This is a genomic window from Microcystis sp. LE19-195.1E (assembly GCF_027532095.1).
Lineage (GTDB): Bacteria > Cyanobacteriota > Cyanobacteriia > Cyanobacteriales > Microcystaceae > Microcystis > Microcystis aeruginosa.
This window is the reverse complement of sequence record NZ_JAPZSZ010000294.1, coordinates 1-12,248: the sequence shown is the minus strand read 5'-3', so window position 1 is coordinate 12,248 and position 12,248 is coordinate 1. Positions and strand designations below refer to the sequence as shown.

The following is a 12,248-nucleotide window of genomic DNA, read 5'->3' as shown; positions in this document are numbered from 1 at the left end:
TCGAGAATTTGAAAATAAAGAAGAACTGGAAAAAGTAGTCAATCAGCTTTTAAATGAAGGGGGATTGATTATTAAATGGAGTAGAAAACTTAAAAATAAGGGTAATGCTGTCAATGTAACTTAAATGCGTAAAAGCTTACCCAAATTTTCGGTCAATTCAACGAATCTTGTGCTAATACTAAATCCGGTTATTAAAAACTGATTATTTATTCTCCGTTTTGCCTCTTGCATCTTGCATGAGTGCCTGTCCTGATATGTAGCCTATACTCAACGGATTTAGTATGAGAACCCCCCGGCCGCAGTTCGAGCGAAAGTCCTTCCCAGGCGAGAATAGTTTCAGGGAAAATCTTTCTTGCCTCTTCCCCAATGCGATCGAGAAAATCGTCATTATGGGCCGGATCGTGATGAAATAGAACTAACTGCTTAACTTGCGCTGCTTGAGCGATTTTGACTGCCTGCTGCCAAGTGGAATGGCCCCAACCCACCTTAGGAAAATTAGGATCGTTGTATTCCTCATCGGTGTAGGTAGCATCAATAATCATTACATCCGCTTGCCAGGCCAAAGCCAGAACGTTATCATCAAGGCGATCAGGAAAATGTTCGGTATCGGTAATATATGCTGCCGATAAACCCTGCCAATTTACCCGATAACCCACCGCTTCTCCTGGATGATTTAAAGGACGGGTTTCGACGGTGACATCCCCACAGTGGAAGGTTTCGGCCATTTCTAGATTATAAAATTCTAAATCAGCCCGCATAATCTGCAAAGGTACGGGAAAATTGGGATGTGACATCTGATCGTGTAATTTTTGCTTGATGGTTGCCTCGTTGGTAGAGGGAACCGCGTAGATTTTAAAAGTATTGCCCCTGATAAAAGCGGGGATAAAAAAAGGAAAACCCTGAATATGATCCCAATGGGAGTGGCTGAACAATAAATGGGCTTTCGCTGGACTTTCTGCCATCAAAGACTGTCCTAGGGCGCGTAACCCCGTACCACCGTCAAAGATTAATCTTTCTCTACCGACTTGCATCTCTACACAGGAAGTATTACCACCATAACGAACGGTTTCCGAACCAGGACAGGGAATACTTCCCCGTACTCCCCAAAATTTGATCTGGAAGCGGTTGTCGGGCATATCAGAAGTTCCTCTACTTGTGCTGATGGGCTAATAGTTAGATTAGCACTCTTCCACAATATGAGTCCATGGCCTGATGACAAGCACGATAATTTATGATGGGGAAAAGGATTATAGTTTTCGGGAAAGCAAGGTATGGATTTACAGAAATTCTTAGAAAAACTGCCTCAACAGTATCAGGATTGGGGATCGGCTTTAATGTCGCCTATTTCCGAGCAATTAACCCTTTTAAGCCAAAAAACCGCCTCCTATCCCGATCGCAATCTCTTTCCCCTACTCAATTTAGCCGTTGCCTGTCTGCAACCGGACGAGGTTTACTGTCAAGTGGGTTGTTTTCGTCGCGGTAGTTTAGTCGCCGCTTTCTGCGATAATAGCGATCGCTACGGTTATGGCGTAGAAGCTTTTTTTAAATACGATCCATCGGGAGAAAGACTAACTATATTATCTCAGGATTTGGAGGATTTTCAACTATCAGAACAGATATTTTTAAGCGATCAAGAAACGGAACCCTTTTTCGATGATCTCGAAGAATTAAACAGTGAAGAAAAGCTGGGAGTTTATTACTACGATGCCGCCGAAGACTATCGATCGCTTTTGATCTCCTTACTTTTAGCCAAAAAATTCTGGTCTGATTCCGCTTTAATTATGATCAATAAATGTCAGCATCCTGCTCTCCAACAGGCCATAAAAGATTTTATTAAAACCCATCCCCAAGCCCAGATAATTTTAGATGATCAAGTCGCTAATCACGGTTTGCTTGGTTTCAAAAATATTTGTTTATTAGCTTGGAATGCTCCCCCGGAGATAACAGCGCTAAAATCCCCGAAAAAACTGGTTTTAAATGTGGGTTGTGGTCCCTATAATCCCGAAGCTTTACCCCAACTATTCCGCGATGGCAATTGGCAAGAAATTCGCCTCGATATCAATACTGCTGTTAACCCTGATATTTTAGGAACTATTACCGATTTAAGTGCCGTTCCCGATCACTCCGTCGATGCGGTTTTTTCTAGTCATAATCTAGAACATATTTATCATTACGAAGTTCCCATCGCCCTAGAGGAATTTAAACGCATTCTTAAACCCGAAGGCTTTTTGATGATCGTGGTTCCCGATATGCAAACTGCCGCCGAATTTGTCGCTAGAGGCGATATGGAAAATGAACCTTTATATATTTCTCCCGGTGGTCCCGTGCGCGCTTTGTGGATGTTTTACGGCATGGGAACCGAAGTGCCTGGGATGCCCTATATGGCTCATAAAACTGGTTTTACCTCTCAAAATCTCAACCGGAAATTACAAGAAGCAAATTTTGCCAGAGTCGAGGTAATTCGGACGGAATTTGAGTTAGTTGCTTTTGGGTATAAATCAGAGATTGGGGATAGGGAAATGGGGAAATAGGGGGATAGGGAAATGGGGGGATAGGGAAATAGGGGGATAGGGAAATGGGGAAATGGGGAAATTTTAACTAATCCCTCAAAACCCCAAAACCCTAAAACCCCAAAACCCTAAAACCCAACACCCAACACTCATGTTTACTTCACGGAAGCAGAGGAAAGATTAGCAAAAATTGCGCGCACTTGTGGGGCGATTCTTTCCCTTTGATTGATTAAATAAATACTAACGAGGGTTAAAGATACCCCCACCCATTGCAATACACTTAACATCTCACCGAGGAATAAATTCCCGAAAGTGAGGGCAAAAACCGGAGTTAAAAAAGTTAAAGAACTTAAACTGGTTAAATTGCCCTTGGCGGCTAAATAAAAGAATATTCCGTATGCGATCGCACTACCAAAAATAGTGGCATAACTTAAAGCTAACCAACCATTCAAATCTATATTCTGCCATTGATGGGATTCTCTGAAACCTGAAGCTAAAAATAGGGGCAATCCTCCTAAAATCATGTGCCATCCCGTGGCGCTGACGGGATCCGCATGACGACAGACAAACCGGATTAAGACTGTTCCCACCGCCATGGATAGGGAAGCCAAAAGCATGAGCATTTCGCCGCTATTTAGTAATTCCTGCCAGCTAAAGTCAATATTTAGCCCTTTTTGTCCAAAAAAGTCATAAAACCATTGATCGGGCAAGCCAATTAAACTAATTCCCCCAATCCCTAAACCCAATCCCAACCATCCCCAGACACCGATAACTTCTTTAAATAGCCAACTGGACATTAAAGCCACCGCTAGGGGTTGCGAGTCAATAATTACCGATCCTAACCCCGCCCCGGTGCGATTTAATCCCAATGCCAGAAAACCTTGAAAAAGAGTGGCATCCATCAGAGCAAAAAGGGCAATCCATAGCCACGCTTGCAGGGTTTTGGGCTGAGGACGACCTAAAAACCAAGCTACTATTAAAACTAACATTCCGGCGGGGACAAGGCGAATTGCCGCCATAAATAGGGGGGTAGTATGGGGGATAACACCCTTCATCGCTACCATCGCTGTTCCCCAGAGAAAAAACGGTGAGATAAGTAAAAGGGGCGAGGATTTCTTTAAATCTAGGTTTTCCATAGGTAGCGATCGATTGTTGTCGATAAGTAGGTAGGTGTTAAAAATTGTCAGACACACCCCTTATTAAGGGGGGATTAAGGGGGTATCAAAGGCAAAATCTATCTTATATTTAATTATAACTACTTACTTAACAAATTTCCCTAATTGTATAGTAGAGACTGGGTATCGGCTCTTAATTCTCTTGACTTTCTCCTAACTGATTTTCCTCTAAAGCTGTTATTGGTTTTTCTTCGCTCGATCCGATCCAGATCGCAATCATTCCGGCGATAGGAATGGAGAGAAAAACCCCTAATAATCCCGCAATTCTTTCGCCGATAAAGAGGGATAAAAATAAAATTACTGGGTTTAATTCTAGGGCATTGCCCATAACTTTAGGGCGAATAATATTATCTTGAATTTGCACCAAGACAACACAGACGATAAAAGCTTTAACCGCAACTGCTGGTCCCTGGGAGGTAAAAGTCAAGATAGTTACCAACAAAATGCCCAGGGTTGCCCCGATACCCGGGATAGCATCGATAATCCCGAGAATACCCGCTAAAATTAGCGCGTATTTGATTCCTAATACCGAAAAACTCAAGAAACTCGTCACCGATAAAAAGAGCATTAACAACAGTTGCCCGCGAATAAATCCCAGAAAACTTTGTCGAAAAGACTTGGCAAAACGCTCCCGGTATGCTAGGGGGAGAAGTTGCAAAAAACCTCGCCAGAGTTTATCACCGTCGATGAGCATATAAACACTGATCACCGCCCCGAAAATGCCCGTAAAGACGCTGGAAAAAACTCCCTGTACGATCGATAAACCCGTGGCTAAACCGGTTTGTAGGCTTCCCACCATTTTATTCAAATCTAATCGATCGAGAAAGTCTTGAAAGGGTAAAAAATCTTTTTGACTCAGGGCATCGGTAAGATTGAATAGTAGTCCTCTCCCCTGATTAACTGCTTCTAATCCTATGCCTGTGACTAATCCAAATAGGAGGATAAAAGCTGCTAGGGTGGTAATAGCAATGGCTAGTCCTCTCGGTAGATAACGGGATAACCAAACCACAGGATAATTTAATAGGGCGGCCAGAATCGCTGAACCAGTAAAAATAGCGATCATCCCGTAGAAATAGTTAATTAAGATAATCAGACTCCAGCCACAGCCAAATAATAATAGATAGCGCACTAGAATCGAGTTATTCAGAGTTTTCCAAAAGGAGCTAGAAGGGGGCATAAATAAAGCTAGAAATAGGATTTTAGCATTTAGAATTGTTTTAACAAAGCTTCCCGCATGACCGAGACGGGGACGGGTTGACCTAACCAGATTTCTAGCGCGATCGCTCCCTGATTAACTAACATTTCTAACCCATCAATAATTCTGATCCCTCTAGTCCGGGCCAACCGGAGAAATTTGGTCGGCCGGGGATTATAAATTAGATCGTAGGCGATCGCCGATGGGGGTAAAAGGTCTAATAATTCTAACTCAACAGGGGATTGTTCGCCCTGGGGGGACATTCCGATCGGGGTAGAATTAATCAGGAGTTCTGTGGTGGATACCAGCCCCTCTAATTCGTCCCAGCTATGCACTTCTAGGAGGTCATAGAGGCTGGTATTCGCCCAACTTTCTTTAAAAGGATCTAATTTCTTTTGATTGCGTCCTACCACATGAATTTTGCCACAGCCCAACTGGGCGCAAGCCACCACCACCGCCCGGGCAGCGCCGCCATTGCCTAAAATAACTGGATTCACCTGACTCCAATCTTTGTCAAGGGATTTCAAGGGTGCGAGAAAGCCATCCACATCGGTATTCGTTCCCTGCCAGCCGGTTTCCGTGCGCCAGACGGTATTAACTGCGCCCACTAGCCTTGCTTTCTCGGTAATTTGCGATAATAAGGGAATAATTGCTAATTTATGGGGAATTGTGACGCTAAAACCCTCTAGATGGATGGCGGCCAAACCAGCGATCGCAGTTGCTAAATTTTCCGGGGCGATCGGTAGGGGAAGATAGACATAATTTAGCCCCAAGGCATCGATAGCGGCATTGTGCATGGGGGGAGAAAGAGTATGGCCGATGGGATCGCCGATTACGCCTAATAACTTGGTTTTTCCGTTAATAATGGTCATAAAAAAGGTGGGCTTTCCCCACCAAAGTTTGCTCTCAAGGGTGGCCAATGCTCACCTTACTATACTAGGGTTTGCTGAAAAAGTTTTTCCTGGGGGCAGGGTGTAGGGTGTGGGGTGTGGGGTGTAGGGTTTTACCGATTTTGAGGGGGTCAATTACCTAATTTTCAGGGAAAAAGTCCCGGGATTTTTCCCCCGATCACTCCCAGATCCATTACTTTTTGATGGCCAAAAGGTCTAAAAGTTTTACCCAACAAGGTTTTTAGATTTATTCAGCAAACCCTATACTATTTCTTGATTTCGCGGGCCATTTTCAGGAAAGGATTGATATTGTCATCGTTAGCGCGACGAACGTTATCATTAGCAGCGTTAGCCTTACTATTAGCCTCGGAAGTGGCCGATTTTGCCACAATACCGTTATCGGTGACTTTGCTGACTTCCATAGAGGAAATCTGTTTAATCGATTCGCCACCCTTTTTATTCGAGGCAGTTTTCGGGAAAGTACGTCGGATCGTGATCGGTGTCCGCATAAAGTCGATATCACCGAGAGTTTTAGCGTCATCGGGTTCCAAGTAAAAAGCCTCTTTCGGTTCCGGTGCGCTCATATCCATCGGTTCATCGACGTATTTCGTCTTATTGCCAAACAGGCCAAAGAATCCAGCCATTTTCTCGCTCTCCTAAATAAATATATTTACCATAAATTGCTGCTCATTGTTAAATAATATCAATATTTATGACAAAAAGCCAGGTAGCCATCTATCAGTGATCAGTGATCAGTTATCAGTTATCAGTTATCAGATGTGAGTTTTCAGTTCACTGATTACTGTTTACTGTTTACTGGACGGCTACGCCGTGCCTTTGGCAACACTGAAAAGCTTCCCACACCCCACACCCCACACCCCATCACCCCATCACCCCACACCCCACACCCCATCACCCCACACCCCACACCCCACACCCCACACCCCACACCCTACACCCTACACCCCATCACCCCACACCCCACACCCCACACCCCATCACCCCATCACCCCACACCCCACACCCCAACCCCAATCAACGCTGTTCTAACCTACGACTGGCTAGGGACATAGAATAACAGAAAATCCAGTAAATAAAGGCTAAAAATAGATAAACCTCTGGATAATCGCCGATAAATTTCGGATTAGCTAAAACCGATCCTGCCATACCCAAGAGGTCCACCAGTCCCACGATCGCCAGTAGGGAAGTATCCTTAAATAAACTGATAAATTGACCGACAATAGCGGGAATGACCGCTTTTAAAGCTTGGGGTAGAACGATCAATAATAAAACGAAAATCGGTTTTAAACCCAAGGCTTTGGCCGCTTCAATTTGACCTTTGGGAATCGCTTGTAAACCACCGCGGACATTTTCGGCCAGATAGGCTGCTGCAAAAAGGGTAAATCCTGCGATCGCTCTGATCACCCGTTCCGGTCTCGTCCCGGCGGGTAAAATTAAGGGTAACATCACCTGGGCCATGAATAAAATTCCCAACAAAGGTAAACCGCGCAATAATTCGATATAGCCAATAGATAGCCAACGAATTGCCGGTAATTCACTCTGTCTCCCCAGGGCTAATAATACCCCCAAGGGGAAAGATAAAATCATACTGGCGATCGCTACTAATAAAGTTAAGATTAAACCACTGAGGTCATCGAGGGGAATTGCCTTTAAAAATAATCCCCCCAATAGCAACCAAGCGATTAAAGGTAAAGTCAATAACCAGAGCAATCCCCACCAGCGTTGGAGAAAAGCGGGGCAATTGGGGAAGCGAACCCGGGTTAATTGCCAAGAAAACAGTGATAAAGCCGCAATTATCGTTAAAATCAGCCAAATTCGCCATATTGACTGTTCTGGATAACGACCGACCACAAATAAACCGATATTTTCCGTCACTACAGCCCATTTTGCCTGATTTACCGCCCAATCGAGAAAACTTAAGCCCCCCCAGAGGCTGAGAAATAGACCCGCAAGGGTTAAGATGACGTTGTACCAAGTGTTAAAGAGATTTTTTCTTAACCAGAGTCCCATAAAATTCCCCAACCTCCCCAGTGGTGATCCTTGTACTTTTTCAGTACAATGGTGCTATTAGAAAAATTCAGACTAATTTTCGACCATGAACAGTTGCATTTTAATGGCTAAAATTGTCCGTCGTCCCGAATTACGTTATACCCAAGATAATCAAACTCCCTACGCTCAAATGTTAGTCGAGTTTTCCCCCAATCGTGCCGAGGCAACCCCAGCTAATTTAAGGGCCGTAGCTTGGGGAAATTTGGCCTCAGAAGTCGCTCTGAATTATCATGAAGGTGATCAGGTAATTTTAGAAGGTCGTCTCTCGATGCAGACGATCGATCGTCCCGAAGGTTTTAAGGAAAAACGGGCCGAATTAGTCATTAGTCATCTCTATCATCTTGACGGCAGCATGAGTAGCGGTGAAATGGCAGCCCCGACTCCAGAAAAAGTCGTACCAATCAATGCCCACAAATCGAATAAAACCGAGGTGCAGAAACCCGTCGCACCTGTCTCCACCGGGGACTTTGAATACGACGCATCCTATGAACTTTCTAATCCTTCCGCTTGGCAACCTTCTGACACATCGGTGGAGGAAAATTTAGACGATATTCCTTTCTAATCACCCCGACAGAATGGCTCTTCTCGATTTTGTCTAATAATTTTTGCTTATGGAATCGTGAAATGCTGATCGGGCAAGACTTTCAGCACTATTTGGCGGATATTCTATCAGTATAGACCTCGTTTCCACACAGAAACCAGAAGAGCCAGTTCTTGCCTTCTAACCCCCTAACTCCCCACCATTGATACTTTTCTTTTGTTGAACGTAGCTCTGAAAATCGGCGAGGGTCAGTTCATCTAACCACTGGTGTCGCTCGGCGGTTTAATCGCCATGGCCGACTTCCAATTGTTGCAGGAAGCGGAGCATTCCCACCACCCCTAAAGAGTCAACTAAAGCTTGATATCCTTGTTTTCTCAGTTCAGCTAATTTCATTGCCATCCTCCTGTAAAGTCGCCATCAACCAAATCACGGGATTCTCTACCGTTACGTTAATTGAATCTCTATATTGTTGAGCTTTTCGCAGCAGCCTGTCATCGGTGGTCAGGAAAATATCAGCGCCCCCCGCTTCAGCAAAAGCCAGATGTAAGGCATCATAAAACTTAAAACCCAGTTGGTAGGTACGGAGTAGGGGCAATTCATGAATTGCCCCTACTGGCGATGGGCGTTTCCCTCGATACCATCCAACGGGCAGCTTCTACAGTAGCTTCTTGCCAAAATTCGGCATCAGTAGCAGCTATATCTGAATAATCGATATCAGAATCTTTCATCTGACCAAGGAGCTTTAATTGTTCCTCTCTCGACATACTCATAATAAATAATCACCTAAGTAGGTAGGCGTTAAAAATCATCAGATCCCCCCGCCTATCGGCACCCCCCTTATCAAGGGGGGCAGGGGGGATCGAACCTAAAATCCATTTTTAATTTAATTATAACCAGCTACTTAACAATGTTAGCGAAATTTTGAACCCTATTACCGAATCCTACACACCGCGCCACAATCCCTCACGGAAGGCGATCGGTCGCCTGAGAAGCAGTAAAACAGGGGAAAATACCTGAAACTCTTTCCCCTGTGAATCCCTAAGCCAGGGAGAAGAATATAAAGATTTATTAAATTGTAACTTTTAATACAGTGCGGGGGGGGGTAATGTGTATCATCTTGTTGTCCGCTAGTAGAAGTATTTTTCGGAATACTATTAAAAATGAAAAACTTTAATTTAGGTTTGATTCTTGGAATAACAGTAGCTACTATTGCTTTATGTCCTAAAAATGTTACCGCAAATTCCTTTACACCGATTAGTTTAACAGATACGAAGGATAGTTTTACAGCTACTTTCCAGTGGGATGGACAAAGAGATCCTAACGAATCACTTTTTTTTGCTATTGATAGAAGTGATTTTCCACAGATTAAATGTGCATTTAATGGAGGAGTGTGTTGGGATTTTTCTGTTGCTTTTAGTGATAATCAAATAAATGGTCTAGATTTTTTTGCTTCTGCTCAACATAAAGTTCCTGCTGACGATGGTGATAGTGATGAAGGTGATTTTTTTACATTTTATCAAGCTGGAGATAAGATCGTCCCTGGTTTAATAACCCAAAAAACAGTAGAACATAAACATAATCCAGCACCAAATCATAGGGACTTGTATAGTATTACTCTTAGTCCTCAGTATATTTTTGTTTTTACTGGAAATCATATAGGTAGTGACATCAACATCAGTATACCTGAACCCTCTACCGCTCTCAGCCTCCTCGCTCTAGGAACACTCGGCGCAGCTTCAACCCTCAAACGCAAACTAAAACCCTCCCAATCCACTGAAAAAGAAACTACAAAAGTCTCCTAAAATCCCCCATAAAACCCCACAAAAACCCCTGCAATTAATGAAGGGGTTTTTGTCATAAAACCCAGTCGTTGGTCGTTAGGAGAATTGAGATTGATTGTATATACCCCAAAATAGTCCTACTGTTCACTAATTTTACTTTCAGCGAGAATTTCTTGGAGGACGGGGGATAAATTGCTAGTTAAACGGCCGGCTCGAATAAATTCAGCGTAGGTATCAGCTTCGATATCTAGGAGGGTTTCCCGAAGTTGTTCCATTGTTAATAGTTGTAATTGGGGATAACTATCGTTGAGAGATTGAATTTCCGCTTCTACGGTCTTTAACTTTTCTTTGACGAGATGCTGCTCATAACTAAAGAATTCTGGGGCAACATCGGGAGATTTATCTAACTTAGAAAGATAGTCTAAAACTCTTTTTAAAGCTACCCGTCGGGCTAAAAGTTCCGCATAGTTTTCTCGAATTGGTTGATCGCCGATCAAGTCTAATCTCGATAGGAAAGTTTGAATAGTTAATCCCTGAACCAAAAGGGTAAAGAGAACAACTCCGAAGACGATATCGATGATATCCTGACGATTAGGAAAAATAACCGGCACACTTAAAGCTAGGGCAATAGAAACGGAACCGCGCAAACCTCCCCACCATAAAACCGTTTTTTCCCGCCAATTAATTTTAGTTTCCATCAAGGCATTACTAACAGTTGCCAAAGCAAAGGTAGCCAGAAAACGGGCCGCTACCACGGCGGCGATCGTGATAAAAATTAAATTGAGATTATCGGCTAAACTGGAGAGACGAATCTGATCGCCGATGAGGAGAAAAACGATCGAATTGACAAAAAAAGCGAGAAACTCCCAGAATTGCGTGACTAATAGGCGGGTACGGGGACTCATACTAATTCGAGAGCCAAAATTACCCAAAATAATCCCCGTAGTCACCACTCCGATTACCCCCGAACCCCCGAACTCCTCGGTTAATAGATAAGCACCGTAGGCGGACACAAGAGTTAAAGACTGTTCCACTAGGGGTAAATCCAGACGTTGAGTCAGATAGGAGATACCAAAACCCACTAAACAACCCACTGCCACCCCGATACCGATAAAAGCCGCAATCCGGCTAATGGTTGTCTCTAAGGATAGACCACTAGCACCGAGGGGAATTTCCACCAAAAGAGCGAAAGCGACCACAGCGACCCCATCATTAAATAAGCTTTCCCCTTCCAAAAGCACGGTGAGGTTTTTACTGGCCCCCAATTCGCGAAAAAGAGCGACAACAGCGACGGGATCCGTAGAAGAAAGGCTCGCACCCACTAATAAGGCCGTAAATAGGGGTAAATTGGTCAATTCATCTAGGGTAAAACCAACCCCGAAAATCGAGATAATTACGCCGACAATAGCGAAAAGACTGACGGGAATCCAATTATCCTTCAGATCTCGCCAGCGGGTATTCCAAGCGGCTTCAAATAGCAAAGGGGGCAGAAAAATTTCTAGAATCAGTTCGGGGGATAGGTTCACCAGACGGATATCGATAAAGGCTAAACCTAAACCGACTATCACTAACAATAGGGTGTAAGGAATTTGGCGAAACCAGCTAAAAATCCTCGAAACCGTGGCCACACTCAGGGAAACGGACAAAACAATTAGAAATTGTTCTAAATTTTGCTTAATGACTTCATCGGTAGCGGATTCTAAACTCATTGGCTGGGAGGCAATCGGTGAGCGGACGTGCAAGAAAAGAACAATCTAAATTATTTGACATCCTCGCCGCCGTAAAACGGACGGCGATTCCCAAACCTCACGATTTAGGTTTCTGCTTCTTTCCCGAAGGATTTTTCGCACCTGCCTTCACAGATTTACTCTGTTCTGGTCTTATGGTCGCTCCACAGACTGACACCGCAAGCCCTGCGGCCAAAATATTTTTACTGGCGTTAATGTCTCGGTCATGGTGAGTCCCACAGTTCGGACAGTCCCACTCTCGAACATTTAACGGCAGCTTTTTCACAATATACCCACAATTACTGCACCGTTTAGAACTGGGAAAACATCTATCTATTTCGATGTAATTTTTCCCGTAC

At 43.8% G+C, this 12,248-nt stretch carries 14 protein-coding genes and 1 pseudogene; 5 read left to right on the top strand and 10 right to left on the bottom strand.

Annotation, left to right across the window (positions count from 1 at the left end):
* A pseudogene (locus O9300_RS16360) lies at positions 1 to 124 on the top strand (IS630 family transposase); the annotation flags it as partial.
* Positions 125 to 206: 82 nt separating this feature from the next.
* On the opposite strand, the gene O9300_RS16355 reads toward O9300_RS16360, so the two are convergent.
* Positions 207 to 1,136, bottom strand: a complete 930-nt coding sequence (locus O9300_RS16355) for an MBL fold metallo-hydrolase (RefSeq protein WP_239698097.1) — start codon at positions 1,134 to 1,136, stop codon at positions 207 to 209.
* A 135-nt stretch (positions 1,137 to 1,271) separates the two neighbouring features.
* Here O9300_RS16355 and O9300_RS16350 point away from each other — a divergent pair, with 135 nt between their 5' ends.
* A complete protein-coding gene (locus O9300_RS16350; protein ID WP_061431812.1) occupies positions 1,272 to 2,531 on the top strand; it encodes a class I SAM-dependent methyltransferase in 1,260 nt (419 codons plus the stop codon).
* A gap of 134 nt (positions 2,532 to 2,665) precedes the next feature.
* Here O9300_RS16350 and O9300_RS16345 read toward each other — a convergent pair whose 3' ends face one another.
* The 4 genes from O9300_RS16345 to O9300_RS16330 all read right to left on the bottom strand — a co-directional run bounded on the left by O9300_RS16345 (position 2,666) and on the right by O9300_RS16330 (position 6,414).
* Positions 2,666 to 3,646, bottom strand: a complete 981-nt coding sequence (locus O9300_RS16345) for a DMT family transporter (protein WP_061431811.1) — start codon at positions 3,644 to 3,646, stop codon at positions 2,666 to 2,668.
* A gap of 172 nt (positions 3,647 to 3,818) precedes the next feature.
* Positions 3,819 to 4,862, bottom strand: a complete 1,044-nt coding sequence (locus O9300_RS16340) for an AI-2E family transporter (RefSeq protein ID WP_061431810.1) — start codon at positions 4,860 to 4,862, stop codon at positions 3,819 to 3,821.
* A gap of 29 nt (positions 4,863 to 4,891) precedes the next feature.
* On the bottom strand, positions 4,892 to 5,752 hold the full coding sequence (locus O9300_RS16335) for a shikimate dehydrogenase (RefSeq protein WP_287972782.1): 861 nt from the start codon (positions 5,750 to 5,752) through the stop codon (positions 4,892 to 4,894).
* Positions 5,753 to 6,036: 284 nt separating this feature from the next.
* On the bottom strand, positions 6,037 to 6,414 hold the full coding sequence (locus O9300_RS16330) for a hypothetical protein (RefSeq protein WP_002737069.1): 378 nt from the start codon (positions 6,412 to 6,414) through the stop codon (positions 6,037 to 6,039).
* A 135-nt stretch (positions 6,415 to 6,549) separates the two neighbouring features.
* On the opposite strand from O9300_RS16330, the gene O9300_RS16325 reads away from it, so the two are divergent.
* Positions 6,550 to 6,843, top strand: coding sequence for a hypothetical protein (locus tag O9300_RS16325; RefSeq protein ID WP_287972781.1), 294 nt, complete (start codon positions 6,550 to 6,552; stop codon positions 6,841 to 6,843).
* On the opposite strand, the gene O9300_RS16320 is transcribed toward O9300_RS16325, so the two are convergent.
* The gene (locus O9300_RS16320; protein WP_287972779.1) at positions 6,806 to 7,801 is read right to left on the bottom strand and encodes an amino acid ABC transporter permease; all 996 of its coding nucleotides are present in this window, start codon (positions 7,799 to 7,801) and stop codon (positions 6,806 to 6,808) included. The genes O9300_RS16325 and O9300_RS16320 overlap by 38 nt on opposite strands.
* An 85-nt stretch (positions 7,802 to 7,886) precedes the next feature.
* Between O9300_RS16320 and O9300_RS16315 the strand changes: the two genes are divergently transcribed.
* Entirely contained in the window at positions 7,887 to 8,402 is a 516-nt protein-coding gene (locus O9300_RS16315) for a single-stranded DNA-binding protein (protein WP_287972776.1), read from the top strand.
* Positions 8,403 to 8,760: 358 nt separating this feature from the next.
* Here the strand turns inward: O9300_RS16315 and O9300_RS16305 are convergent, their stop codons facing one another.
* Together O9300_RS16305 and O9300_RS16300 are read right to left on the bottom strand one after the other, a co-directional pair.
* On the bottom strand, positions 8,761 to 8,976 hold the full coding sequence (locus O9300_RS16305; protein ID WP_287972773.1) for a PIN domain-containing protein: 216 nt from the start codon (positions 8,974 to 8,976) through the stop codon (positions 8,761 to 8,763).
* 1 nt (position 8,977) lies between these two features.
* Positions 8,978 to 9,151: a hypothetical protein gene (locus O9300_RS16300; protein ID WP_172456625.1), complete on the bottom strand. Its 174-nt coding sequence runs from the start codon at positions 9,149 to 9,151 to the stop codon at positions 8,978 to 8,980.
* A gap of 390 nt (positions 9,152 to 9,541) precedes the next feature.
* Here O9300_RS16300 and O9300_RS16295 point away from each other — a divergent pair, with 390 nt between their 5' ends.
* Positions 9,542 to 10,183, top strand: a complete 642-nt coding sequence (locus O9300_RS16295) for a PEP-CTERM sorting domain-containing protein (RefSeq protein ID WP_287972772.1) — start codon at positions 9,542 to 9,544, stop codon at positions 10,181 to 10,183.
* Between the two features lie 116 nt (positions 10,184 to 10,299).
* On the opposite strand, the gene O9300_RS16290 is transcribed toward O9300_RS16295, so the two are convergent.
* Both O9300_RS16290 and O9300_RS16285 read right to left on the bottom strand, forming a co-directional pair.
* Positions 10,300 to 11,871, bottom strand: coding sequence for a Na+/H+ antiporter (locus O9300_RS16290; protein ID WP_287693636.1), 1,572 nt, complete (start codon positions 11,869 to 11,871; stop codon positions 10,300 to 10,302).
* Between the two features lie 97 nt (positions 11,872 to 11,968).
* Positions 11,969 to 12,248, bottom strand: a 280-nt coding sequence (locus tag O9300_RS16285) for a zinc ribbon domain-containing protein (protein WP_287972769.1), incomplete at its 5' end; no start/stop codon positions are given.

Coding starts and splice junctions, on each gene's coding strand:
- O9300_RS16355 (WP_239698097.1), bottom strand. CDS start 1,136: ATGCCCGACAACCGCTTCCAGATCAAATTTTGGGGAGTACGGGGAAGT.
- O9300_RS16350 (WP_061431812.1), top strand. CDS start 1,272: ATGGATTTACAGAAATTCTTAGAAAAACTGCCTCAACAGTATCAGGAT.
- O9300_RS16335 (WP_287972782.1), bottom strand. CDS start 5,752: ATGACCATTATTAACGGAAAAACCAAGTTATTAGGCGTAATCGGCGAT.
- O9300_RS16320 (WP_287972779.1), bottom strand. CDS start 7,801: ATGGGACTCTGGTTAAGAAAAAATCTCTTTAACACTTGGTACAACGTC.
- O9300_RS16300 (WP_172456625.1), bottom strand. CDS start 9,151: ATGAGTATGTCGAGAGAGGAACAATTAAAGCTCCTTGGTCAGATGAAA.
- O9300_RS16330 (WP_002737069.1), bottom strand. CDS start 6,414: ATGGCTGGATTCTTTGGCCTGTTTGGCAATAAGACGAAATACGTCGAT.
- O9300_RS16345 (WP_061431811.1), bottom strand. CDS start 3,646: ATGGAAAACCTAGATTTAAAGAAATCCTCGCCCCTTTTACTTATCTCA.
- O9300_RS16295 (WP_287972772.1), top strand. CDS start 9,542: ATGAAAAACTTTAATTTAGGTTTGATTCTTGGAATAACAGTAGCTACT.
- O9300_RS16290 (WP_287693636.1), bottom strand. CDS start 11,871: ATGAGTTTAGAATCCGCTACCGATGAAGTCATTAAGCAAAATTTAGAA.
- O9300_RS16340 (WP_061431810.1), bottom strand. CDS start 4,862: ATGCCCCCTTCTAGCTCCTTTTGGAAAACTCTGAATAACTCGATTCTA.
- O9300_RS16315 (WP_287972776.1), top strand. CDS start 7,887: ATGAACAGTTGCATTTTAATGGCTAAAATTGTCCGTCGTCCCGAATTA.